23 protein-coding genes are annotated in these 23,640 nt (G+C 72.4%); 13 read left to right on the plus strand and 10 right to left on the minus strand.

Annotated features, from left to right (window positions below; genetic code table 11):
* The first annotated feature begins 27 nt into the window (after positions 1 to 27).
* The gene (locus tag DEJ16_RS14350) at positions 28 to 963 is read left to right on the plus strand and encodes a DMT family transporter (RefSeq protein ID WP_110825941.1); all 936 of its coding nucleotides are present in this window, start codon (positions 28 to 30) and stop codon (positions 961 to 963) included.
* A 12-nt stretch (positions 964 to 975) separates the two neighbouring features.
* Here the strand turns inward: DEJ16_RS14350 and DEJ16_RS14355 are convergent, their stop codons facing one another.
* Positions 976 to 2,322 (minus strand): MFS transporter, encoded by a 1,347-nt coding sequence (locus DEJ16_RS14355; protein WP_110826045.1) that lies wholly within the window; start codon positions 2,320 to 2,322, stop codon positions 976 to 978.
* A gap of 180 nt (positions 2,323 to 2,502) precedes the next feature.
* Between DEJ16_RS14355 and DEJ16_RS14360 the strand changes: the two genes are divergently transcribed.
* Positions 2,503 to 3,372 carry a UbiA family prenyltransferase gene (locus DEJ16_RS14360; RefSeq protein ID WP_110826046.1) on the plus strand — a complete coding sequence of 290 codons (870 nt, stop codon included), beginning with the start codon at positions 2,503 to 2,505 and terminating at the stop codon, positions 3,370 to 3,372.
* 63 nt (positions 3,373 to 3,435) lie between these two features.
* Here DEJ16_RS14360 and DEJ16_RS14365 read toward each other — a convergent pair whose 3' ends face one another.
* Positions 3,436 to 4,212, minus strand: a complete 777-nt coding sequence (locus DEJ16_RS14365; RefSeq protein WP_110825942.1) for an alpha/beta fold hydrolase — start codon at positions 4,210 to 4,212, stop codon at positions 3,436 to 3,438.
* Between the two features lie 50 nt (positions 4,213 to 4,262).
* On the opposite strand from DEJ16_RS14365, the gene DEJ16_RS14370 reads away from it, so the two are divergent.
* The gene (locus tag DEJ16_RS14370) at positions 4,263 to 4,676 is read left to right on the plus strand and encodes a MarR family winged helix-turn-helix transcriptional regulator (RefSeq protein ID WP_110825943.1); all 414 of its coding nucleotides are present in this window, start codon (positions 4,263 to 4,265) and stop codon (positions 4,674 to 4,676) included.
* 58 nt (positions 4,677 to 4,734) lie between these two features.
* Entirely contained in the window at positions 4,735 to 5,901 is a 1,167-nt protein-coding gene (locus tag DEJ16_RS14375) for a N(5)-(carboxyethyl)ornithine synthase (RefSeq protein WP_110825944.1), read from the plus strand.
* A 129-nt stretch (positions 5,902 to 6,030) separates the two neighbouring features.
* On the opposite strand, the gene DEJ16_RS14380 is transcribed toward DEJ16_RS14375, so the two are convergent.
* Positions 6,031 to 7,230, minus strand: coding sequence for an NAD(P)/FAD-dependent oxidoreductase (locus DEJ16_RS14380; protein ID WP_110825945.1), 1,200 nt, complete (start codon positions 7,228 to 7,230; stop codon positions 6,031 to 6,033).
* A 103-nt stretch (positions 7,231 to 7,333) separates the two neighbouring features.
* Here DEJ16_RS14380 and DEJ16_RS14385 point away from each other — a divergent pair, with 103 nt between their 5' ends.
* The 5 genes from DEJ16_RS14385 (at position 7,334) to DEJ16_RS14405 (ending at position 11,490) form a co-directional block, all read left to right on the plus strand.
* A complete protein-coding gene (locus DEJ16_RS14385) occupies positions 7,334 to 7,861 on the plus strand; it encodes a helix-turn-helix domain-containing protein (RefSeq protein ID WP_110825946.1) in 528 nt (175 codons plus the stop codon).
* Positions 7,862 to 7,869: 8 nt separating this feature from the next.
* Positions 7,870 to 9,117, plus strand: a complete 1,248-nt coding sequence (locus tag DEJ16_RS14390; RefSeq protein WP_258366003.1) for an MFS transporter — start codon at positions 7,870 to 7,872, stop codon at positions 9,115 to 9,117.
* Between the two features lie 125 nt (positions 9,118 to 9,242).
* Positions 9,243 to 10,010, plus strand: coding sequence for a hypothetical protein (locus tag DEJ16_RS14395; protein WP_181419617.1), 768 nt, complete (start codon positions 9,243 to 9,245; stop codon positions 10,008 to 10,010).
* Positions 10,011 to 10,087: 77 nt separating this feature from the next.
* Positions 10,088 to 10,954 (plus strand): DUF2382 domain-containing protein, encoded by an 867-nt coding sequence (locus tag DEJ16_RS14400; protein WP_110825948.1) that lies wholly within the window; start codon positions 10,088 to 10,090, stop codon positions 10,952 to 10,954.
* 119 nt (positions 10,955 to 11,073) lie between these two features.
* Positions 11,074 to 11,490: a DUF1801 domain-containing protein gene (locus DEJ16_RS14405; protein ID WP_110825949.1), complete on the plus strand. Its 417-nt coding sequence runs from the start codon at positions 11,074 to 11,076 to the stop codon at positions 11,488 to 11,490.
* 78 nt (positions 11,491 to 11,568) lie between these two features.
* On the opposite strand, the gene DEJ16_RS14410 is transcribed toward DEJ16_RS14405, so the two are convergent.
* Both DEJ16_RS14410 and DEJ16_RS14415 read right to left on the minus strand, forming a co-directional pair.
* Positions 11,569 to 12,777 (minus strand): acyltransferase, encoded by a 1,209-nt coding sequence (locus tag DEJ16_RS14410; protein WP_110825950.1) that lies wholly within the window; start codon positions 12,775 to 12,777, stop codon positions 11,569 to 11,571.
* Between the two features lie 43 nt (positions 12,778 to 12,820).
* Positions 12,821 to 13,396, minus strand: coding sequence for a TetR family transcriptional regulator (locus tag DEJ16_RS14415; RefSeq protein ID WP_110825951.1), 576 nt, complete (start codon positions 13,394 to 13,396; stop codon positions 12,821 to 12,823).
* 62 nt (positions 13,397 to 13,458) lie between these two features.
* Here DEJ16_RS14415 and DEJ16_RS14420 point away from each other — a divergent pair, with 62 nt between their 5' ends.
* Positions 13,459 to 14,397 (plus strand): SDR family oxidoreductase, encoded by a 939-nt coding sequence (locus DEJ16_RS14420; protein WP_258366004.1) that lies wholly within the window; start codon positions 13,459 to 13,461, stop codon positions 14,395 to 14,397.
* A gap of 102 nt (positions 14,398 to 14,499) precedes the next feature.
* On the opposite strand, the gene DEJ16_RS14425 is transcribed toward DEJ16_RS14420, so the two are convergent.
* The gene (locus tag DEJ16_RS14425) at positions 14,500 to 15,831 is read right to left on the minus strand and encodes an NAD(P)/FAD-dependent oxidoreductase (RefSeq protein WP_258366005.1); all 1,332 of its coding nucleotides are present in this window, start codon (positions 15,829 to 15,831) and stop codon (positions 14,500 to 14,502) included.
* Positions 15,832 to 15,906: 75 nt separating this feature from the next.
* Entirely contained in the window at positions 15,907 to 16,455 is a 549-nt protein-coding gene (locus tag DEJ16_RS14430) for a dihydrofolate reductase family protein (protein ID WP_110825952.1), read from the minus strand.
* 78 nt (positions 16,456 to 16,533) lie between these two features.
* Here DEJ16_RS14430 and DEJ16_RS14435 point away from each other — a divergent pair, with 78 nt between their 5' ends.
* Complete coding sequence (locus DEJ16_RS14435) at positions 16,534 to 17,322, plus strand: alpha/beta fold hydrolase (protein ID WP_110825953.1); 789 nt, start codon at positions 16,534 to 16,536, stop codon at positions 17,320 to 17,322.
* Positions 17,319 to 18,053: a triacylglycerol lipase gene (locus DEJ16_RS14440; protein ID WP_258366006.1), complete on the plus strand. Its 735-nt coding sequence runs from the start codon at positions 17,319 to 17,321 to the stop codon at positions 18,051 to 18,053. Before DEJ16_RS14435 ends, DEJ16_RS14440 begins: the two co-directional genes overlap by 4 nt.
* 155 nt (positions 18,054 to 18,208) lie before the next feature.
* On the opposite strand, the gene DEJ16_RS14445 is transcribed toward DEJ16_RS14440, so the two are convergent.
* From DEJ16_RS14445 to DEJ16_RS14455, 3 genes are all read right to left on the minus strand, one after another.
* On the minus strand, positions 18,209 to 19,216 hold the full coding sequence (locus DEJ16_RS14445) for a LacI family DNA-binding transcriptional regulator (RefSeq protein WP_110825954.1): 1,008 nt from the start codon (positions 19,214 to 19,216) through the stop codon (positions 18,209 to 18,211).
* 21 nt (positions 19,217 to 19,237) lie between these two features.
* Positions 19,238 to 20,470 carry an endo-1,4-beta-xylanase gene (locus DEJ16_RS14450; protein ID WP_110825955.1) on the minus strand — a complete coding sequence of 411 codons (1,233 nt, stop codon included), beginning with the start codon at positions 20,468 to 20,470 and terminating at the stop codon, positions 19,238 to 19,240.
* A 641-nt stretch (positions 20,471 to 21,111) separates the two neighbouring features.
* Complete coding sequence (locus DEJ16_RS14455; RefSeq protein ID WP_258366007.1) at positions 21,112 to 22,143, minus strand: LacI family DNA-binding transcriptional regulator; 1,032 nt, start codon at positions 22,141 to 22,143, stop codon at positions 21,112 to 21,114.
* A gap of 200 nt (positions 22,144 to 22,343) precedes the next feature.
* Here DEJ16_RS14455 and DEJ16_RS14460 point away from each other — a divergent pair, with 200 nt between their 5' ends.
* Positions 22,344 to 23,639: an ABC transporter substrate-binding protein gene (locus tag DEJ16_RS14460; protein ID WP_110825957.1), complete on the plus strand. Its 1,296-nt coding sequence runs from the start codon at positions 22,344 to 22,346 to the stop codon at positions 23,637 to 23,639.
* Position 23,640 lies beyond the last annotated feature (1 nt).

The raw sequence follows: 23,640 nt of genomic DNA on the forward strand, positions 1-23,640 counted from the left end.
GACCGGACACTCCCGAGACTAGGCCTCGTGAACGCCCTCCTCTACGTCCTCGTCGCCCTCACGTGGGGCTCGAGCTTCTTCTTCGCGAAGATCGGGCTCGAGGGCTTGGCGCCCCAGCAGGTCGCCACGGTCCGGACGGTGCTCGGCGCACTGACGCTCGTCGTCGTGCTGCTCGTCACGCGCCGTCGGTGGCCGCGTGAACGGCGGCTGTGGGGACACCTGTTCGTCGTCGCGGTGTTCCTCAACGCCGTGCCGTCGTCCCTCATGGCGTGGGCCGAGCAGACCGTGCCGTCCGGGCTCGCCAGCATCTACAACGCGACGACGCCCATCATGACGCTGCTCGCGCTGGCCGTCCTGGTGCCGACCGAGCGGTTGAACCGGCGGCAGATCGGGGGGATCGTGCTCGGCATCGTCGGGGTCCTCGTGCTCGTCGGTCCCTGGGACGTGCTCGGCGACCCGGAGGTCCTGGCGAGCGTGCCGGGACAGCTCGCGCTCCTCGGCATGACGGCGTCCTACGGCATCGGCCTCGCGTGGCTCCGCCGCTTCGGCGTCGGCGGCGGGATCGACCCGACCACCGTCGCGACGGTGCAGCTGACGCTCGCCGCGGTGCTCATGCTCCTGGTCGCACCCGTCATCGCGACCGGTCCGGTGCGGCTGGACTGGAGGATCGGAGCCGCGATGGTGGCGCTCGGCGCGGTGGGCACGGGGCTGGCGTACGCGTGGAACACCCGGCTGGTCGGGGCCTGGGGCGCCGGGCGCGCCTCCACCGTGACCTACCTGACGCCGGTCGTCGGGGTCGCACTCGGCGTCCTCGTGCTCGGGGAGCCGCTGCGGTGGAACGAGCCGGTGGGCGGTCTCGTCGTGCTTCTCGGCATCGCTCTGGCGTCGGGACTGATCGGGTCACGGCGTCGGTCGGTTCCGGCGCCGGCCGGTGAGCAAGGGGCGGCGGCGGCCGGCCGGTGACGAGCCCGCGCGTCAGCGCCCTGCGGCGGACGGCGTCTGCTGCCGGAGCGGCTGCGTGCTGGTGTCGTGCAGCCCCTTGCCCGTCGTCTCGGGTGCCATGACCTGCGACAGGATCCCGCCGGCGACGCAGACGGCCGCGGCGATGAGCATGCACGCACCGATGCCGATCGTCGAGATGCCGACCGGGAGCAGGAACGTCCCCGCGGCCGCGCCGATGCGGCTGCACGCGGCAGCGAACCCGACGCCGGTGGAACGGACCTCGGTCGGCAGCACCTCGATCGGGTAGACCGCGGTCAGGTTGCCCTGCACGGCGTTCATGAACGAGAACACCGCGAAACACAGCACGACGACGACGCCGGGCGCGGATCCCCACAGTCCGACGACGACGAGCGCCACGGCCATGATCCAGAACGGCGGGATCAGCTGCCGGCGACGCCCGAGCCGCTCGATCGTGAGCATGCCGACGAGTGCGCCGACCGCCGCCATCGCGTTCACCGTGATCGTGCCCGCGGCCTCGTCGTGCAGCTGCAGGGACTTCAGCACCGTCGGGGCGAACGTGAAGATCGCGAAGTAGGGCGCGACGTTGCACGCCCAGAAGAGGGAGATGAACGCGAGACGCTGCCGGTTCTCCTTCGAGAACAGGACGCGGTACCCGCCGGCCTTCTGCTGCTCCGCCGCGTACTGCTCGTCGCGGAAGTACGCGTCGCCGCCGAGGTGCTCGGCGACGATCGTCCGCGCCTCGTCCACCCGGCCGCGGGCGAGCAGCCACCGCGGCGACTCCGGGAACCCGATCCGGGCGACGGCGGTGACGACGGCCGGCAGCGCGCTCGTCACGAGCACCCACCGCCAGCTCAGGCCGAACGCGTCGATCATCACGTAGGCGGTGACGACGGCGATCAGGTAGCCGCCGTACCAACACACGAGCAACCCGGACAGTCGTCGGCCGCGGTCCTTCGCGGGGGCGAACTCGGCGAGCATCGCGGCACCGATCGCGTACTCCGCGCCGATCGCGACCCCGAGCAGTACCCGGACGACGAACAGCTGCCAGCCGTCGGCGACGAACGCCTGCGCGAGACCGAGGACGATGAACGCCAGCACGTCGATCGTGAAGACGCGCTTGCGGCCGAACCGGTCGGTGAGCCAGCCGGCGAGCGGCGCTCCGATGAAGATGCCGATCAGTGAACTCGCACCGATGAGTCCTGCGAGCACCGGGTCCAGGCCGAGCGCCACGGTGATGGCGGGCAGGGCGACGCTGATCACGCCGAGGTCGAACCCGTCGAGGCCCTCGCCCCACGCGCAGGCGAAGGTCATCCGGCGCAGGAACCCCCGCCGTCCGGCCGGGATGCTCGTCGTGGTCATGGTGATCCCTCCCGCGTGCGCCCCGTGGTCGACGCCCATCGGACCCTAGGCCGGAGGTGGTCGTGTGCTCGTCCAGGATGTCCGGCATGCGGATCTCACGAGGGGGACCGCCGGCCGTCGCACTGCCCGGTGGCATGGCTCGTGGCGACCGAGCGCACGTCCGCTCCGTACGCTGGCACGGTGACCCCTCCGCGCAGGCCCTCGACCGTCCGCCTGCTCGTAGCGTCCTCGCACCCCGGCCCGACCGTGACGGTGACGGTCCTCGCCACCGTCCTCGCCGCCGCGGTGGGGCACCCGGTGGGGACCGTCGTGCTCGTGGCGCTCGCCGTGGTCGCCGGCCAGCTCTCGATCGGGCTCGCCAACGACTGGATCGACGCCGACCGTGACCGAGCCGTGGGGCGGAGCGACAAGCCGGTGGCCCGTGGGCTCATCGCCGTGGGGACGGTCCGCGCCGCCGCCGTCGTCACCGCGGGCATCGCCGTCGTGCTGTCGCTGTTCCTCGGGCCGGTCGCCGCGGTCGCACACGTGGTCCTCGTCGCGGCCGGGTGGGCGTACGACGCCGGCCTGAAGCGCACGGTCTGGTCGGTCGCGCCGTTCGTCGTCGCGTTCGGGCTGCTCCCGGTCGTCGCGATCGCGGCGGGGCCCGACGTCAGGTGGCCCGCCGCGTGGGCGATCGCGACCGGTGCGGTCTTCGGCGTCGCGATCCACTGCACCAACGTCCTGCCCGACCTCGTCGACGACGAGGCGACCGGGGTGCGCGGCTTCCCGCACCGGCTCGGCCTGCACGCGTCCGGGGTCGTCGCGTTCGGTTCGCTCGTCGTCGCGGCCGTCCTGGTGCTCGTCGGCCAGCTCGGCGGCGACGACCCGGTCCGCGGGGTCGGCTCTGTGCTGGCTGTGCTGGGTGCGGTCGTCGTGGTCGTCCTGGCAGCGGTCGGGGTGCGACTCGTGCTGACCGGGCCGCCGACCCGCACGTTGTTCCGCCTGGTGATCGCGTCGTCGCTCGTGCTCGTCGTCGAGCTCGGCTTCGCGGGAGCGGCCCTGGTGGCCTGAGCCGCGGCCGCCCGCACACCAGCCCCAGGGCGAGACCGACGCCAGGGCGTGCGGAGCGCCCGATCAGGACCGGCGCAGGAACGGGTCGATGACCGCCCACGTCGCGTCCGGGGCCTCCAGGTGCGGGAGGTGCCCGGCCGCCGGGACCTCGACGAACTGCGCACCGGGAACGGCTGCGGCGACGGCCCTGCCGTACGCGGGCGTGACGACGCGGTCACTGGCACCCCACACGACGAGGGTCGGGACGTCCACCGCCCCCAGACGGCCGAGGAGCGTCGGGTCGCTCATGCTCGTGCCGGCGACGGCAGCCATGGTGCGGCCGTTCGCCTGCTGGACCGCGCGCTGCTCGTCGGTGGAGCCGGCCGGGTCCCGGTACCCGCGCTCGGGGTCGTGCCATGCCACCTCGGCCAGTCCGCGGGCGTCGAGGGCGAAGAAGTCGGCGATCGGCTCACCGTCCACCACGACGCCGACGCCGTCGATCACCACGACGGCACCGATCCGTCCGCGGTACCGGTCATCGGCGGCCGCCTGGACGGCCATCTCGAGGGCGACCCACCCGCCGATCGACGAACCGATCAGGACGACGTCGTGCTCGTCGCGGTCGACGAGGTGGTCGAGGTACGCGTGCGCGAGGTCGGCGACCGAGGCGATGGCCTCCGGCCGGGCGGTGCCGTCCCAGCCGGGGTGGGTCGGCGCGACGGCGTGCATGGTCGCCGCGAGGTGCCCGACGATCGGTGCGACGGTCTGCGGGCCACCGCCGCCGTGGAGGACCAGGGCGATCCGCGCGGCGGGGTCGCCGTCCTGGTCGACGGGGAGGTCAGTGGGGAGGGTGCTGGTCATGGTCCACCTGTCTCAACATGTTGATGTAATGATGTTGATACCGTAGCACCATGGCGACGGACCTCGAACTGCTCGGACAGATGCTCAAGCGGGCGCAGTACCGGAACCACCGGACGATGGACGCTGCGCTCCGCGACGTCGGGGTCAGCCTCGTGCAGTGGGACGCGCTCCGTGCGGTCGACCGGATGCCCGGAGCCTCCGGCCACGACCTCGCCGTCGCCACGTTCCAGAGCGACCAGGCGTTCGGCACGCTCGCGACACGGCTCGTCGAACGCGGCCTCATCGAACGGTCGGCGGGACTCGGGCGCCGTCTCGTGCACACCCTGACGGACGCCGGCCGCGCAGCGCTCGACGACGGCCACGCGATCGCGGTCCACGTGCTCGACGAGCTCTTCGCACCGTTGGACGACGCGGGTCGGCGCCACCTGGAGCGCGCGCTGGCTGCTCTCACCGCGGCGGAGTGAACGGCCCCCCGCGTCCGGGTACGCGGGGCCCTCGACCGTGCGGGCCGTACAGTGCACCATGACCGAAACCACGCCGACACCCCACCTGCTCCGGCTCGGGGTGCTGGCTGTCTCCCGGAAGGCCGACGAACGTCGCCTGCCGATCCACCCCGCACACGTCGAACGCATCGACCCCGACCTCCGCGCCAGGATGGTCCTCGAGCGCGGGTACGGCGATCGCTTCGGCGTCCCGGACGAGCAGCTCGAACCCCTCGTCGGAGCGATGGCCACGCGTGCGGAGATCATCGCCACCACAGACGTCGTGCTCCTGCCGAAGCCCCAGGCACCGGACCTCGCCGACCTGCGGGACGGCCAGGTGCTCTGGGGGTGGCCGCACTGCGTGCAGGACCAGACGCTGACGCAGCTCGCGATCGAGAAGCGCCTGACCCTGATCGCCTGGGAGGCGATGAACCACTGGCGGGCCGACGGCGGCTTCGGCCTGCACGTCTTCCACAAGAACAACGAGCTCGCCGGGTACTGCTCGGTGATCCACGCGCTGCAGCTCTGCGGCTCCACCGGGGACTACGGGCGTCGGCTCACCGCCGTCGTCATCGGTTTCGGTGCCACCGCCCGTGGGGCCGTCACCGCCCTCAACGCCCACGGCATCCACGACGTCCGCGTCCTCACGAACCGCGACATCGCCGCCGTCGGGTCGCCGATCCCGTCCGTCGACATCCTGCAGATCGAGCACGACGAGGACGCACCGACGGGCAGCACGGTCCGGACCCGGGACGGCTCGGTCCCGCTCGCGCCGTACCTGGCGCGGAACGACATCGTCGCGAACTGCACCCTCCAGGACCCGAACGCGCCCCTGACCTACCTCCGCACCGAGGACCTCGAGGCCTTCCGCCCGGGGAGCCTGGTCGTCGACGTCTCGATCGACGAGGGGATGGGCTTCAGCTGGGCACGGCCGACGTCGTTCGCCGAGCCCATGGTCACCGTCGGCGGGTCGACGAACTACTACGCCGTCGACCACAGCCCGTCACTGCTCTGGAACTCGTCGACGTGGGAGATCAGCGAGGCGCTGATGCCGTTCCTCCGGACGGTGATGTCGGGGCCGTCGGCGTGGGCGGAGTCGGACACGATCCGTCGGGCGATCGAGATCGAGCACGGGCAGGTCCGCAACGAGGCGATCCTCGCCTTCCAGGGCCGCGCGGCGGCCTACCCGCACGCGGTCATCGGTTGACGGCGGCGTCTGCTCGGGACGCCTCGATGGCTCCGAGACGCCGCCACCTCCCGCGGCGTCCCGACCACTCGGTGGCGTCCCGCTCGGACGGGCCCGTCACGCAGGCCGGTCGGACGGACGGGAGGTCGACTACGCCCAGGCCATCGCGTACAGCCGGGCCAGGGCACCCGCGGTCGGGAGCGCCAGGACGGACCGGAGCAGCGCCTCCCGGCCGACGCCGACCACGTCGGGGACCGCACGGCCGAGGGCCATGTTCCCCTCCGCCTGCCGTCCGGCCCGTCGTGCGGCGGCCTGCCGCCGTCGCGCGTACGCCGGCCACGGTCCGGCCGCACCGGTGCGGACCGCGTCGGCGAGGACCGGTGCCAGGTCCGCCGCGTCCAGCCACCCGAGGTTCATGCCCTGTCCACCGATCGGGCTGATCTCGTGGGCCGCGTCGCCGACCAGGACCACCCGGCCGAGTCCGACGCGGTCCGCGGTGCGGCGACGCACGCGGAAGGCGCTGAGCATCGAGCAGGTGGCGGGGTCCGGTGCGACACCCGTGCGGTTCCGCACGATCGCCGCCAGCCGGGAGGCCCGGTCCGCCTCCGGCGCGTCGGCTGCGGCCGCGGGGACGGCCGGGTCCGCCAGGGCGTCGTCCCGGGGGAGGAGCACGACGTACCGTCGGCGGCCGTCGGGGAGCGGGAAGGACTCGACCACGCCCGCCGCCCCGACGTCGACGAGGGCGGCCGAACGGGCGTCCGTGTCCTCCGGGTCGGCGAAGTCGCCCATCACGTAGCGGTCCGGGTAGTCCCGGCCGGTCGTCCCGATGCCGAGCAGGTCGCGGACCAGGCTCCGGGCGCCGTCCGCGCCGACGACGAAGGACGCGCGGATCTCGACCGGTCGGCCGTCGCGGTCGGTGCCGGTCGCGTCCACGTGGTCGCGGTGCCGGGTGAGCCCGACGAGTGCGGTGCCGGTCCGGAGTGCTCCGGGTGCACCGGCATCGAGCCGGTCGCGGAGGAGCACCTCGGTCCGGTGCTGGTCGAGCGTCGCCACGTACGGGTGCGTGTCGGAGGCGCCGTCGAACGACAGCGTGCCGAGGACCCGACCGCGACTCCGGGCCACCCCGGTCCGCACGAGGACCGCCTCCGCGAGCACCGTGTCGGCCAACCCGACCTCGGCGAACGCGTCGAGCGACGGCGGGTGGATCCCGATCGCCCGCGAGCCGACCGGGTCGGTGGTCCGGCGCTCCCAGACCTGCACGGCGGTTCCCCTGGCCGCCAGGAGCGCGCCGAGGAAGAGGCCGACCGGTCCGCCGCCGACGACGAGGACGTCCGTGGTGTCCGTGGTCACGGGCCGAGCCTACGCACGGCCGGACCACCGGTTGCCGGGAACGCCACCACGACCCCCAAAGAACCTTTTGACGGTGCCGCGTCGCGAGTGTCACCATGACGCCGTGTCCGCCATCGACGAGCTCCGCGCCACCGCTCACCCCGTCCGCCTGCGACTGCTCTCGCTCCTGACCGGCGTCGCGATGAGCGCCGCCGAAGCCGGCCGGGAGCTCGGGCTCTCGCAGGCGACCGCGAGCTACCACCTGCGCGTGCTCGAGCGTGCCGGACTCGTCCGGGTCGTCGAGGTCGTCCGGCTCCGGGGCGGTGACGCCAAGCGCTACCGGCACGAGGCGTCGTCGGTGCCGTTCGACGTCCACGACGTGCACCCGCTCGACCCGGACACGGCGGAGGAGCGCGTCGCCTACCTCGGGTTGGTCGCGGACGAGCTCCGGCGGCGAGCCCTCGACCAGGTCGACGGCCCCGGCATGTCCGCCGACGCCGAACTCTGGGTGGACCCGGAGACGTGGCGCCGCGCGGTGCACCACGTCGGGCAGACCGCCGCCCTCCTGCACGCCGCCGCACGTCCGCCGCGGACACCCGGGACACAGCCGGTGTCGATGACGGCGGCGCTGTTCCCGGTGCGACGTCGGTGAGCACGACGGTGAGCACCACGGTCGACCGTCTCGGTCCGCTCCGGCACGCACCCTTCCGGTGGCTCCTGGCGGCCCGCACGACGAGCATCCTCGGCAACGCGGTCGCGCCCATCGCGCTCGCGTTCGCCGTGCTCGACCTGACCGGGTCGGCGGCCGACCTCGGGATGGTCGTGGCCGCACGGTCGGTGGCGAACGTCGCGGTCCTGCTGTTCGGCGGCGTGGTCGCGGACCGCCTGCCCCGCGACGTCGTCCTCGTCGGGACGTCCGGCGCTGCCGCCGTCACGCAGGGCGTGGTGGCTGCGCTCGTCCTCACGGGGTCGGCGAGCATCCCGACCCTCGTCGTCCTCAGCGTCCTGAACGGAGCCGTCGCGGCGGTCAGCCTCCCCGCCGCGGCGGCACTCGTGCCGGACACCGTGGCCGCGCCGATGCTCCGCCCCGCGAACGCGATGCTCCGGCTCGGCCTCAACGGCGGGAGCATCCTCGGCGCCTCGGCGGGTGCCGGCCTGGTCGCCCTCGTCGGGCCGGGATGGGGACTCGCGGTCGACGCGGCCGGCTTCGCCGTCGCCGGCCTGCTGTTCGCACGGATGCGACTGCCTCGGACCGGCGCGGCAGCGGCCGACGCGGACAGCGGGACGTCGCGGTCCGTCGTGTCCGACCTGCAGGAGGGGTGGCGCGAGTTCGCCAGCCGCCGGTGGGTGTGGATCGTCGTGGTGCAGTTCGCGGTGCTCAACGCGGCGTTCGTCGGCGCGACGGCCGTCCTCGGGCCCGTCGTGGCGGACGCGTCCTTCGGTCGGGCCGCGTGGGGGCTCGTCGTCGCCGCGCTCTCCGTGGGGCTCGCGATCGGCGCGGGCATCGCGCTCCGGTGGCGACCCCGGCACGCACTCGGCATCGGGGTCGCACTGATGGTCGTCGCCGCCGTGCCCGTGCTCGCCCTCGCGCTGACCCCGTCGGTCGTCGCGCTGGTCGTCGCATTCGCCGCCGCCGGCGTCGCGATCGAGGTGTTCTCCATCGCCTGGGACCAGTCCCTGCAGACGAACGTGCCGCGCGACGTCCTCGCCCGCGTGTACTCGTACGACGCGGTCGGTTCGGTCGTCGCGGTGCCCGTCGGCGAAGCGCTCGTCGGACCGCTCGCGCACACCGTGGGAGCGGTGCCGACCCTGCTCGGGTGCGCCGCGCTCATCGTCCTCGCCACCGTGGCAGCGGCCGCCACCCGGAGCGTCCGGCACGTGACGGTCGAGGAGTCCGCGGGCTCCTGACCGACCGGTTCCCGACTGTCCGCGAACCGCACCAGGTGCCGGATCTGCCAGCCCTCACGGGCGCACCCGAGTTCCGTTCCGTGCGGATCGACCACCAGCACGAGCACCACCGCCAGGAGGCACCCATGAGCACACCCGACGACGACACCCGGCCCGTCCGCGGCACCGGCGCGCACGACGGCACGGGTCGTGACGAGACGCACCACGACGGCGACGCCGCTCACGCGGTCGCCGCTCCCGGTGACGACCGGAACGACGGACGCGACCACGCACGGAACGACGGCGTCGCTGCGGGTGCTGCCGGACGCGCCGAGCGCGGTGCGACCCAGCGTGAGACCGTCCTCGAACGCGAGAAGGAGGAGTTCGCCGGCTTCAAGTGGGGCTCGGCGTTCTTCGGCTGGCTCACCGCCACCGGCACCGCGGTCATCCTGACGGCCCTCCTCACCGCCGTCGGCGCGGGCGTCGGCCTCGGCCAGAACGGCGGCGACGTCGACGACGCTGCGAAGGACGTGACGCAGAACGGCGACGTCGTCGGCATCGTCGGCGCCATCGCACTCGCCGTGATCCTGTTAGTCGCCTACTACGCCGGCGGCTACGTCGCCGGCCGCATGGCCCGGTTCTCCGGTGCCAAGCAGGGCGTCGCCGTCTGGATCTGGGCGGTCGTCATCGCGATCGTCGTGGCGATCGTCACCGCCGTCGCGGGCAGCCAGTTCAACGTCCTCGGGAACCTCAACAGCTTCCCGCGGATCCCGGTCGACGAGGGCACGCTCACCGTGACCGGGATCATCACCGTGATCGTCGTCGCCGTCATCAGCCTGGTCGGCGCGGTCCTCGGCGGCCTCACGGGCATGCGGTACCACCGCAAGGTCGACCGCGTCGGTCTCGGCCGCTGAGCCGAGGCACTGCCCCGGGCGCTCTGCCCCCACGAACCCACCTGACACACCACCACCGCACGACGAAGGGAACGACCATGATCGACACGAACAACATCAACAGCGTCTTCGACGCCAAGGTCATCGACCCGGACGGCCAGAAGGTCGGCACCGTCAAGCAGGTCTACGTCGACAACACCGACGGCCACCCGCTGTTCGCCAGCGTCTCCACCGGCCTCTTCGGCACCTCGGAGTCGTTCGTCCCCCTCGAGGGCGCCGACCTGACCGGTGACGAACTCCGCGTCGCGTACGACAAGGACCGCATCAAGGACGCACCGCGCATCGACGCCGACGGCGACCTCAGCGACGACGAGCAGGACCGCATCTTCGACCACTACGGCCTGGGCAGCAGCAGCAGCAGCACCACCACCGGCACCGACACCTCGGCCGGCTTCGGCACCGAGTCGACGACCGGCACGACCGGCACCGACCCGGACCTCACCACAGGCACGGCCTCCGGCTCCGGCACGACCGGTGACGTCACCGACGTCGACCGCAGCGCCGGCCACGACACGTCCGGGGCGAACACGGACGACGCGATGACGCGGTCCGAGGAGCGCCTGGACGTCGGCACCCAGAAGGTCCAGACCGGCCGTGCCCGCCTCCGCAAGCACGTCGTCACGGAACAGCAGTCCGTCACCGTGCCGGTGCAGCACGAAGAGGTCCGCCTCGAGACCGAGCCGATCACCGACGGCAACGTCGGCGCGGCGACCGACGGCCCGGCCCTGTCCGACGAGGAGCACGAGGTGACCCTCAGCGAGGAGCGCGTCGTGGTCGACAAGGAGACCGTCCCGGTCGAGCGCGTCCGCCTCGGCACCGAGACCGTCACCGAGCAGCAGCAGGTCTCCGAGGACGTCTCGCACGAGGAGATCGAGCTCGACGAGGACGGCACCACCCGCCGCTGAGTCGCGTTCTGCACGACCGGGAGGCCCGGTGCCGGCTGGCACCGGGCCTCCCGTCCGTCGTTGCACCGGCACCACGACCGGGCGGGCGTCGGAGGGGTGCCGACCACTAGCGTGTGCGCATGGCAGCAACCGACGAGACACCGGCAGTGGAGCCGACGCCGGCACAGCACATCGATGCGATGATCGCGGCGCACGCGGACTGGCGCGGAGCGGTCCTCGCCGACGCACGTGCGGCGGTCCTGGCCGTCGACCCGGCGATCGAGGAGACCTGGAAGTGGCGGGGCGCTCCGGTGTGGGAACTCGACGGCATCCTCGTCGTCGGCAACGTCTTCAGGACGGCCGTGAAGCTCGGCTTCATGTACGGCGCGGCCCTCGAGGACCCGGACGGCCTGTTCAACGACGAACTCGGTGGCAACCAGCGTCGCGCGATCAAGTACTCCGAGGGGGACGACGTCGACGTCCCGGCACTGCAGGCGCTCGTGCGACGGGCGATCGACCACAACCACGCGCGACGCCAGGCCAGCCGACGCCGCTGACCGACCGACGCCGCTGACCGACCGACGCCGCTGACCGACCGAAGCCGCTGACCGACCGGCCCCGCTGTCGGGTCCGCGTCAGCTCGCGGCGGCGCTGCGGGCGGCGTGGTCCTCGGCGACCAGGCGACGGGCCTCCCGAACACGCGCGCGGAGCTTCTCGACCGGGACCTCGATCGCGTACGCCGCCCCGATCGACACGATGACGGCGGCGGCGAAGAGCCAGACGTTCCCGAACCAGCCGATCGCGAACGTGCCGAGCAGGGCGATCACGAGCGGGTGCCAGAGGTAGGCGGAGTACGACACCCGGCGTCCGAACCAGGCGACCGGGGACCAGGACAGGGCCACGGACACCGGGGTCCGCACCGAGACCAGCCCGCCGATGAGGACCGCCGCCGCCAGTCCGGTGGCCGGCATGAGCAGGCCGAAGGTCCAGGCGTGGTCGGTCCAGTCGTCACCGATCCAGAACTGCACGCCGACCACCGCCGCGGCGCCCGCCCAGGTGCCCAGGTGTCCGGCGAGGCCGGAGGCGAACGAACGGCACCGCTCGTCGTCGAGCAGCAGCGCGAGCACGCACCCGGTGGCGAGCGGCACGACGCCGAGCACGGGGGAGAAGTACACGTCCGGGGTCGAGCCGCCCGAGGGGGTGCGGTAGCTGAGCCACGACGCTGCCGACGCCGCCACGACGACGGTGGACAGGCCGAGGACGAGTGTCCGCCGACGACGTCCGAGCGACAGCAGGAGCAGCAGCACCGGTGGCCAGACCAGGTAGAACTGCTCCTCCATCGACAGGCTCCACGTGTGCGCGAAGACCCCCTGCGTGGTGTCCCAGAACGAGCGGTAGAGGTTCCCGGTGTAGGTCAGGGCGATGAACGCCGCCGAACCTGCCGAGAGCGACGCGCCCTTGTAGTCGCCGACCCAGTTCCAGAGCAGCAGTCCGGCCACGACGAGGGCGACGAGTGCCGGGTAGAGCCGGAGCATGCGCTTCCACCAGAACGACCCGAGCCGGATGGTGCCGGTCCGCTGCCGCTCGCGGAGGAGCAGCGTGGTGATGAGGTAGCCGGAGAGCACGAAGAAGACCGTGACGCCGATCCACCCGCCCTCGAACTGCGGGACGTGCAGGTGGTACAGGACCACCATGACGATCGCGACGGTCCGGAGGCCGTCCAACGCCAGGGCGCGACCCGGCGGCGACGCCGGAGCTGGCGGGGCCGCCACGGGCGCGGCCGCGGCGGGTACGGACGGCGCGACGACGGGCACGGTGTCCGTCGGGGGTGCGATCCGCGTCATCGTCCCAGTGTGCTCCCGCTGTCCATGAACCGGCTCCGGCCCGTCAGGCGTGCTGTCGAACCATCGACGCGGCCAGTGCGTCGAGCCGCTCGGTCGCGAGTTCCGGCAGGGTGCGGGTCTCGCCCGGGGCGATCCACTGCGCGAAGGCCAGGTGGAACACCGTCACACCGGACTGCGCCAGCAGGGTAGCGGCCGGCTCGGGGACGCCCCGCCCGCGGAGGACCTCGGCGAGCCTGCGTCCGAGACCGGAGAGCTTCGCGAGTTCGCGCTCGCCGAGAGCGGGTTCGGCGTCGATCACGTTCTGCCGGCGGCGGGACCACTCGCGGCGGTCGTCGGGGAAGAACGAGCCGGCACCGTCGAGCGCCCGTGCGATGAGCTCGATCGGCGGGATGTCGGCCGGGGCGTCCTCGACGGGTCCGACGAACAGCCCGATGAAGGCGTCCTGGCTCGCGAACAGGACTTCGCGCTTGTCGGCGAAGTGCCGGAAGAAGGTCCGCTCGGTGACGTCAGCGGCACGGGCGATGTCGGCGACCGTCGTGGCCTCGAAGCCCCGGTCGAGGAACAGTTCCAGAGCCGTCGACTGGAGGCGCTCCCGCGTGCCCGGTTGCCATCTCGCCATCCTCCGAGTGTACCGACGGACCGGTCATGATGACAGCGCCTGACATCGGGTGTACCGTCTTGATGTCAGCAACTGACATCAACGAGAAGGGCACCATCATGCACGTGTTCGTCACCGGAGCCTCCGGCTGGATCGGCTCCGCCACCGTCGACGAGCTCCTCACCGCCGGCCACCGCGTCACCGGGCTCGCCAGGTCCGACACCTCAGCCGCGGCCGTCCAGGCGAAGGGCGCCGAGGTCCTCCGCGGCGACCTCGACGACCTCGAGGCACTCCGCCGTGGGGCCGATGCCGCCGACGGCGTCGTCCACCTCGCCAACAAGCACGACTTCGCGCACCCCGAAGTCAGCGACGCTGCCGAGCGCGCCGCCGTCGAGACCCTCGGCGAAGCGCTCGTGGGCAGCGGGCGACCGTTGGTGGTCGCGTCCGGCGTGGCCCGACTGGCCGGCGACCGGGCCGCGACCGAGGCGGACCCGAACCCGGCCGTCGGTCCGCACTCCATGCGCGGCGGTGGTGAGAACCGTGCGCTCGACTTCGTCGACCAGGGCGTCCGGACCGTGATCGCGCGCTTTGCCCCGACCGTCCACGGCTCCGGCGACTCCGGCTTCGTCTCGCTCATCACCGAGGCCGCCCGTCGGCACGGGGCCGCCGCGATCATCGGCGAGGGGTCGAACGGCTGGGCTGCGGTTCACCGCACGGACGCCGCGCGCCTGGTCCGACTCGGCCTCGAGGGCGCACCGGCGGGCACTCGGATGCACGTCACCGCAGAGGACGCCGTGCCGACCCGGGACATCGCGCGAGCGATCGGTGACGCCCTGGGCGTACCGGTGACGACGATCGAGCCGGCCGACGCGGTCGACCACTTCGGCTTCGTCGGACCGTTCTACGCCATGGAGATGGCCGCGACGTCGACGGCCACTCGGGATCTCCTCGGTTGGCAGCCGACCGGGCCGACCCTGCTCGAGGACATCGCGGCCGGCGCCTACACGGCCGCACGGAGCTGAGCGCGCGGTTCCCTGACCGCACGGACCGGGCCGGACGGCGGACGGGAGGTCCGTCACCCGCTGGTGACGGACCTCCCGTCCGATTCGTGGTCGCGCGGGGCGCTACTCCGCCTTCTGCAGCTGCCAGTGCTCCGGCTCGCGGTCGCCGTTCGGGCGCACCGGTCGGACGTCGCCGACGATCGGGATCGAGCGCTTCCGCATGAACCAGACGTAGCGGACGAAGAAGTGGGTCAGCGTCGACATGCGGTTGCCGTTGCCGAGCAGGCTCGTGATGTGCACGAACACCCACGCGGCCCAGGCCACCGGCCCGACCATCGTGATGCCGCCGCGGAGCTGGGCGACGGCGGCGTTCGTGCCGATCGTCGCCATCGTGCCCTTGTCGAAGTACTTGAAGCGCTCGGTCGGCTTGCCGGCGACCAGTCGCTTGATCTGCTCGGCGACGTGCTTGCCGCCCTGCAGCGCCGGCTGGGCGAGCTGGGCGAGGGCATCGTCCTGCGCGGCGATGTCCCCAGCCGAGAAGATGCGGTCGACGCCCTTCACGCTGAGGTCGTCGTTCACCTGGATGCGACCGCCGTGCGTCTGCGGCAGGCCCCAGTTGCCGACCTCCTTGTGCGCCGCGACACCGGTCGCCCAGATGACCTGCGACGCCGGGATGACCTCGCCGCCGGCCAGGCGGACGCCGTCGGGCAGGACCTCCTCGACACCGGCGTTGAGCCGCAGCACGACACCGCGCTTACGGAGGATCTTGGCCGCGTACCGGCGGAGGCGCGGGGCGAACGGCTTGAGGAGCTCGCCGCTGCGGTGCACGAGCGTGATCGAGATGTTGCCGCGCTCGATCTCCGGGTAGGCGCCGACGAGCGCCTGGTCGCGGAGCTCCGCGAGCGCACCGGCCATCTCCACGCCGGTGGCACCGCCGCCGACGATGACAACGCGGATCTCGTCCGGACCCTGCTTCGCCGCGGCCTGCTCCAGGCGGGTGAAGAGCTCGTCCCGGATGCGCAGGGCCTGGGAGCGGGAGTACATCGAGTACGCGTACTCGTAGGCGCCGGGCGTCCCGAAGTAGCTCGTGTTCACGCCGTTGGCCAGGATCAGGTAGTCGTAGTGCAGGTGCTCGCCGTCGGACATCTCGGCGATGCGCTCGTCGTGCCGGATGCCGGTGAGCAGCCCGTGCCGGAAGTCCGCGTTGGCCTGGCGTGCGCGGAGGCTGCGGAGGAAGTACGTCACGTCGCCGGCGTTCAACCCGCCGGTCGCCACCTGGTACATGAGGGGCTGGAACATGTTGTAGACGTGCCGGTCGACGAGGGTCACCCGGACCGGTGCGTCCTTGAGCTCGCGCATCGCGGCGATCCCGGCGAATCCACCGCCGACGACGACGACGTGCGGGCGGGTGTCCTGCGGCATGGTGAGCTCCGGGGGTCGTGCGGTCTGGGCCACCCAGAAGGGTACGCCGATCAGGCAGACCCGCTGTCCACGCTCCGGACAAGAGCCGGGAGGCGCGGATCACCGCCGTCAGGCGTCGAACCGCCCGTAGGTGCTCAGCACGTTCCCCTTGCTCGTCACGGCGTTCGCGACCAGGCGGAGCCGCGTCGGCGGGTCCGTCGGCTCGAACAGCTTCCGACCGTGTCCGGCGATCGCCGGGTGCACCATCAGCTGCAACTCGTCGAGCACCCCGGCGAAGAGCAGACTCCGGACGAGGGTGACGCTGCCGCACACGGCGATGTCGGCTCCGTCCCGTCGCTGCAGCTCCCGGACGAACGCCGGCACGTCGCCGGGGATCCGGGTGCTGTTCTCCCACGCCAGGTCGTCGCCGAGGGTGGTCGACGCGACGTGCTTCTCGATCGGGTTGATCCACTGGCCGAAGGGGTCGTCCGCGTGCGCTGGCCACCACTCGGACCACTCCAGGTAGCTGTTCCGACCGAGCAGCACCGTGTCGGTGGCCGCCATCCACGCGGTCATCGCGGCACCGAGCTCGTCGTCGAAGCTGTCGTACTGGAACTCGTACGGGTCCTGCACGACGCCGTCGACCGAGGTGAACAGTCCCGCAGTGACCTTCCGCATGTGGGCGAGGGTAGCGCCTGGAGCCCGGCAGCGGAACGGTTCCCAGGCACTGCGGCCCGGTCGGCATAGGGTCGGGGGATGCGTGCACTGGTGGAGACCGTTCAGGTCGACGGACACCCCGTCCGGCTGCGGACGATGGCGCCGGCCGGTCGGGTGCGGGACTCGTTCGCCCCCACGGTCGTGCTCGTGCACGGCATCGGGATGTCGCACCGGTCCTTCCACCGGGTGCAGACGGCGCTGTCCCGGACGCACCGGACCGTGTCGGTCGACCTGCCCGGGTTCGGCGGGTTGCCGTACGGCCGCCGTCGGTTCGAGGAGCACGAGTACGCCGACCTCGTCGTGCGCGCGGTCACCGCCCGTGGAGCGGAGGACGTCGTCGTCCTGGGACAGTCGATGGGCACGCAGATCGCCGTCGAGGCCGCCCTCCGTCACCCCGACGTCGTCAGCTCCGTCGTCCTCGTCGGTCCGGTCGTCGACGACCGCCGCCGCTCCCTCGTCCGGCTCGCCGCCGCACTCGGCGTGGACGTCCTGCTCGAGGGCGCCCGGATGAACGCGATCGTCCTCTCCGACTACCTCCGGAGCATGCCCCAGTACCTCCGCGAACTCCGGCCGATGCGGGATTTCCGGATGACCGACGGCGTCCGGGCCCTGACCGTCCCGGTGCTCGTCATCCGCGGTGCACAGGACCCCGTCGCGAAGCACGACTGGGCCGTGCGGCTCGCGGAGACCGCGGTGCGCGGTGCACTCGTCGAACTGCCCGGGCCGCACCACGTGCAGGAACACCAGCCGGTCGCCGTCGCCCGACTGGTGGACGAGTTCCGTCGGGTCCAGACGCTCGAGTCGGCGCGCGACGGAGTCGTGCTGTGACCGGCCCGGCCCCGCACCAGGGTGCGCCGACCGACGTGTCCGCCGGTGGGCCTCCCGTCCGGGTCGGCCTCCTCCGACGCGTGCGGTGGGCATTGCTCGACTGGCTCTACGCCGCGGTGTGGCAGGTCCGGAGCCTCGGCCCGACCACCGCCGACGACTACCGGACCGGCGACCGGCAGGCCGTCGTCGTCATCCCGGGCGTGTACGAGACGTGGCACTTCATGCGCCCCCTGATGGACGTCCTGCACGACCGCGGCCACCCCGTGCACGTGCTCACCGACCTGCGCCACAACGTCCGACCCGTCCCGGTGTCGGCGGAGGCGGTCATGGCGTACCTCGACGAACACGACCTGCAGCACGTCCTCGTCCTCGCGCACAGCAAGGGCGGGCTGATCGGGAAGTACGCGATGACCCGACTCGATCCGCATGGGCGGATCGACCGCATGGTCGCCGTGTCGACGCCGTTCGCCGGCTCGAAGTACGCGGTGCTCGCGCCCGTGCGGCACCTCCGGGTCTTCCGGGCTGCGGACCCGGTGCTCGCCGGGCTGGCGCGTGAGCTGGACGCGAACAGCCGCATCACCTCGGTGTACGGGGTGTACGACACGCTCATCCCCGGTGGGTGTGAGCTCGCCGGCGCGGAGAACGTGCGGCTCGAACTCGGCGGGCACTTCCGGATCCTCGCCGACCGGCGGACGGCGGTCGCGGTGTTGCGCGCGGCGGACGGCGACTGAGCGGGCGACCTCCTCGGTCCCGCGGCGTCCGGTCCCGCGGTGTGCTGCTCCCGCTGGCCACTCCTCCGGGCCCCACTCCTCCGGGCTCCACTCCTGCGGTGGCCCGTTCGTCCGGCGCCCACTCCTCCGGTGCCCACTCCCCCGGGGCCCGTTCGTCAGCGCGTCGCGACGCTCGCGCGCTCCACGATCCGGTGCGGCACGACGACCGTCCGGACCGGTGCCTCCCGGTCGGCGATCCGCCGCTCCAGCAGGTCGAGGGCGGCGTCCGCGAAGGCCCGACGGTCGAACGACACCGTGGTGAGCGCGGGGATCGCGAACGCGGCCTGGTCGACGTCGTCGAACCCGACGACACTCACCTGCTCGGGAACCCGCACACCCCGAGCTGCGAGGACGTGCAGCACGCCGAACGCGATGGAGTCCGTGAACGCGAACACGGCGTCGGGCAGGGGGTTCCCGTCGAGCCAGGTGGCGAAGGCGGTGGCGGCGGCCGCGGTGGTCCACTCGGGGAGCGGGACCCGGAGCGCCGGGTCCACGTGCAGGTCTGCGCTGCCGACCGCGTCGTCGTGGCCGAGCTGCCGCAGCCGCGCCGTCGCGGTGACCCCGTCACGCCGTGGTGCCCCGACCACGGCGATGCGCCGGTGCCCTCGGTCGAGGAGCATCGTCGTGACCTCCCGGGCCGCTGCTCGGCTGTCCACGTGCACCTGGTCGACCTGCTCGGGCTCGACCTCGCCGATGACGACCGTCGGCGGCAACCCCTCGGTGTTCGCGAGGGTGCTCGCGCTGAGCGACACCGGGTTGAGCACGAGTCCGTCCACCAGGTGCGCCCGCGCGCGCGACACCAGTTCGCGCTCCCGTTCCGGGTCGTCGGCGGTCTGCTCCAACTGCACGACGAGCCCTCGGTCGTGCGCGAGTTCGACGAACCACCGCGCGAGGTCCGCCGAGTACGCGCTCGCGAGCTCCGGCAGCGTCAGGGCGATGGCGCCGGTCCGGCCGTTGCGGAGGCCACGGGCGGAGAGGTTCGGCACGTACGCCAGTTCGGCGACCGCGGCCTCCACCCGGGCCCGCGTCTCCGGGCGCACGACGACACCGCCGTTGACGACGTTGGACACCGTCTTCGGCGACACCCCCGCGAGGGCGGCCACGTCCCGCACGGTCGCTCGCATGACAGCACCGTAGCGCGGCCGTCAGCCGGCGGCGCGGACCCGCACCTGCGCCGGGCCGTCGTCGCCGACGGTGACGGTGGTCTCCTGTGCCCCGACGCGGACGGCGTACTCGCCGCGGAACCCGCGGAACACCACCCGCCCGGCGTCGTCGGTGCGCAGGGTGGTCGGCGGTGTCCACCACTCGTCCTTCACCAGCCGACGGAGGGCGTCGTAGGACGGCTTCGGGGTGCCGTCGGCCCGGACGAGCCCGATCGGTGCGCCCAGCCACGCCCCCTCGTCCGTGATGCCCCAGTAGGTGATCGCCTCGACGGCCGGGTGCCCGACCAGGCTGCGGTAGTGCCGTTCGAGTTCGTCCGCCTGACGTGCCTCGCCCTCGGGCGTCGACGGCCACGAGCCGACCACGTGGTCGTTGAGGTCGACGATGTGCGCGGGCATGAGCTCGCCGGACACGAGTGACGTCTCGGTCAGGTGCAGCGGCAGGCCGTACCGGGCGAACCGGTCGACCATCGCGAGCATGGTGTCCTCACCCCAGTAGCCCTGGTGCATGTGGGTCTGCAGCCCGATCGCGTCGATGCGGATACCGGCCTCGAGGACGCCCTCGATCAGGCACTCGTAGGCGTCCGAGAGGTCGAAGTCGTTGAGCAGCAGCGTGACGGCGGGGTTCGTGGTGCGGGCCTCCTCGACGGCCATCCGGATCATCGCCAGGCGGCCGCGTGCCAGTGCGAGCGGCGTGATCGCGTTGTCGCCGTTCGCGAAGTGCGGCATGATCACGACCTCGTTGATCGCGTCCCACGTGTCCACCAGCCCGGCGAAGTCGCTGACCTCCCGGCGGATCCGCTCGCGCTGCAGGCGCTCGACCTCGTCGTTCCCCAGGCCGAGCAGCCAGTCCGGTTGCACGGTGTGCCAGACGAGGGGATGTCCCTTCGTCGCGACGCCCCGGTCGCGGAACCACCCGGCGGTGCGCCGGAGTCGTCCGGTGTCCGGCTGCCCGCGCTCCGGCTCGAACCGGCCCCAGTAGAACGGCAGGGTCGCGGTGTTGAAGACGTCGAGCCACAGGTCCGCGAGCTCCGGCGTCCCGACGTCCGGCTCGCCGTTCGCCAGCCCGACGAAGTCGAAGCCGATGTTGCCGAAGCCGAACGCGTGCCGCCGCTGCTCGACTCGGACGTCGGCGTCCGCGACGGGAGTGCCGTCCGCGTCGGTGACGGTGACGACCGCCTCGCCGGTCCGGTGTGCTGTGTCCTGGTGCGTCGCCATCGACGGCCTCCCGATTTGTTGTGAGCGGCAACGTATCAGGTCCGGCTCGCGGACTCGAGGGGTGTGTGCGACGTCGTCGCCCGTCCGCGGGACGCCTCCGTCTGCCGGCGGCGCCGCCCACCAGGTGTGACGCCGCTGTCGAGGCGAGACGCCGCTGGCCAGGCGGGACACCGCCGGAAGTGGCGGCGTCTCGCGGGTGGGGCGGCGTCGTGCACGGACGCCGGCGTCTCGCGCGTCAGGACACCGGACGGGAGGCGCGGCTCGGTCGGGCACCGAGTCTCCCGTCCTGCGCGCGGGCGGAGGCGGGACGCCGCCGTCTGCCGACGGACGCCGCTGCCGACGCGAGACCCCCCTGGCCAGGCGAGACGCCGCCGGAAGTGGCGGCGTCTCGCGGGCGGGGCGGCGTCGTGCGCAGACGCCGGTGTCTCGCGCGCCGAGGATGCCGGGACGGGAGGCGCGGCTCGGTCGGGCACCGGGCCTCCTGTCCAGCGCGCGGGGCGGGGGCGAGACACCCCCGTCTGCCGACGACGCCGCCGACCAGGCGAGACACCGCGGGATACGGCGGCGTCCTCCGTGCCCGGGGCGTCTTCCGCGCCCGGGGTCTCACACACTCGGCGGCGTCCCGCGCGCCGGGTGCCGTCTCACGCGCCGGGCGGTGGCGCGGTGCTCGCACGCACCACGAGCGACGCCGGCAGCTGCACGTGCGCGGGGACGTCCCGCCCGCCGAGGAGCTCGAGGAGCATCCGGAGGGCCTCGGCGCCGAGGTCGTGCAGCGGCTGGGCGACGGTCGTCAGCGGGGGAGCGGCGTTCGCGGCCTGCGGCACGTCGTCGAAGCCCACCACCGAGAGGTCCTGCGGCACCCGGAGTCCGAGTTCGCCCGCCACCTGGAGCACCCCGATCGCGGAGCTGTCGTTCGCGGCGAACACCGCCGTGGGGCGGTTGTGCCGGGAGAGCAGCTCGCGGGCGACCTCGGCGCTGACCGTGGTCTGGTAGTCGCCGACGCACACCAGGTCCGGGTCGAACGGGATGCCCGCGGCCTCGAGCGACTGCCGGTAGCCGATCTCGCGGAGTTCGGCCGACGCCAGGTCCGCGCGACCCCGGATGTGTGCGATCCGGCGGTGTCCGAGGCCGATGAGGTGCTCGGTCGCCGCTCGGGCCCCGCCGATGTTGTCCGAGTCGATGGCCGCGTGGCCCTCGGGTCCGGTGTGCGGGTCGATCGAGACGACGGGGATCGGCGTGCTCGCCATGAGCGTGGTCGGCGTGACGACGATCGCGCCGTCGATCAGGGTGCCGGCGAGGCGGGAGAGCGACCGGCGCTCCCAGCCGGGCCGGGCCTCCCCGCTGACGAGTCCGGCGTAGGCGAGCAGTTCGTAGCCGGTGCCGTCGGCGGCCGACGAGATGCCCTTGAGGAGCTCGGTGGAGAACGGCTCGAACTCCGTGACGAGGATGCCGATGACGTCGGTGCGGCTGCGCCGGAGGCTCCGGGCGACGAGGGAGCTCTCGTACCCGAGTGACTCGATCACGGCGAGCACCCGCTGCGAGGTGGCGGCGGCGACACCGTCGCGCCCGTTGATGACCTTCGAGACGGTCGGCACCGAGACGCCGGCGGCTCGCGCGACATCGCTGATGGTGGTCCGCCCCGGGAGGGGAGCAGGACGGGCGATGGCATCCACGTCGACACCGTACTCGTCCACGGGCTCCGTCCGGCACGCCACGACCGAGTCCGTGGCATGGAGCGCGACATCGGCCGTCCATACCGCGCACCGGACAGAAATCGTTATCGAAATCGATTGACAGCCGTTCCGGCGGCCGTGCATGCTCTCCCTGCGGCCTCGCGGTCGCATGTCAACGACGACTACCGAGGGACTCCACAATGACGAGGAAGAACAGGTTCGCGGCGGCCATCGCCATCGCAGCCGGCACCGCACTGCTCGCCACGGGCTGCTCGAGCGGCGGAGCCGCCGACGACGGCGACGGCAAGGTCACGATGACCTTCTGGCACAACTCCACCACCGGCCCCGGCAAGGCCTACTGGGAGGACACCGTCAAGGCGTTCGAGGCGAAGAACCCGAACGTGACGGTCAAGATCCAGGCGATCCAGAACGAGGACCTGGACGGCAAGCTCCAGACCGCGCTCAACTCCGGCGACGGCCCCGACGTGTTCCTGCAGCGCGGTGGCGGCAAGCTCAACGCGATGATCAACGCCGGGCAGCTGCTCGACATCAAGGACTCGATCAGCGCCGACGCGAAGAAGTCGATCAGCGCCGGGACCTTCTCGGGCTACGACGCGAAGGACGGCACCTACGCGATGCCCGTCGCCGTGCTCCCCGAGGGCATCTGGTACAGCCAGGACCTCTTCGAGAAGGCCGGCATCGAGGGCACCCCCACCACGATGGACGAGCTCAACGAGGACATCGCCAAGCTCAAGGACTCGGGTGTCGACCCCGTCGCCGTCGGTGCGAAGGACGCCTGGCCGGCCGCGCACTGGTACTACAACTTCGCCCTCCGCGCCTGCAGCGAGAAGACCCTGACCGGTGCCGCCGAGTCGTTGAAGTTCGACGACAAGTGCTGGACCGAAGCCGGCAAGCAGCTCGAGGACTTCAACGACACGAAGCCGTTCAACAAGGGCTTCCTGACCACCGCCGCTCAGCAGGGCGCGGGGAGCTCCGCGGGTCTGCTCGCCAACCACAAGGCGGCCATGGAACTCATGGGCGCGTGGGACCCGGGCGTGATCTCCTCGCTCACCCCGGACGCCAAGCCGCTGCCCGACCTCGGCTGGTTCCCGTTCCCCGCGGTCGAGGGTGGCAAGGGTGACCCGAAGTCGATGATGGGTGGCGTCGACGGCTACTCCTGCACGGCGCAGGCCCCGAAGAAGGCGTGCACCGACTTCCTCAACTTCATCGTGCAGAAGGACAACCAGGAGGGCTACTACAAGGCCTTCCAGGCGATCCCCGTCAACCAGGACGCACAGTCCGTCGTGTCGGAGCCGTACCTGAAGTCGGCCCTGGCCGCCTACAAGGAAGCCCCGTTCGTCTCGCAGTACCTCGACACCCTGTACGGCCAGAACGTCGGCAACGCGCTGAACACCAGCGTCGTGGACGTCCTCGCCGGCAAGGGGACCGCGAAGGACATCGTCACCACCACCAACCAGGCTGCGGCCAAGGGCTGAC

Origin of the sequence: Curtobacterium sp. MCJR17_055, from assembly GCF_003224335.1 — a bacterium.
Classification (GTDB): domain Bacteria; phylum Actinomycetota; class Actinomycetes; order Actinomycetales; family Microbacteriaceae; genus Curtobacterium.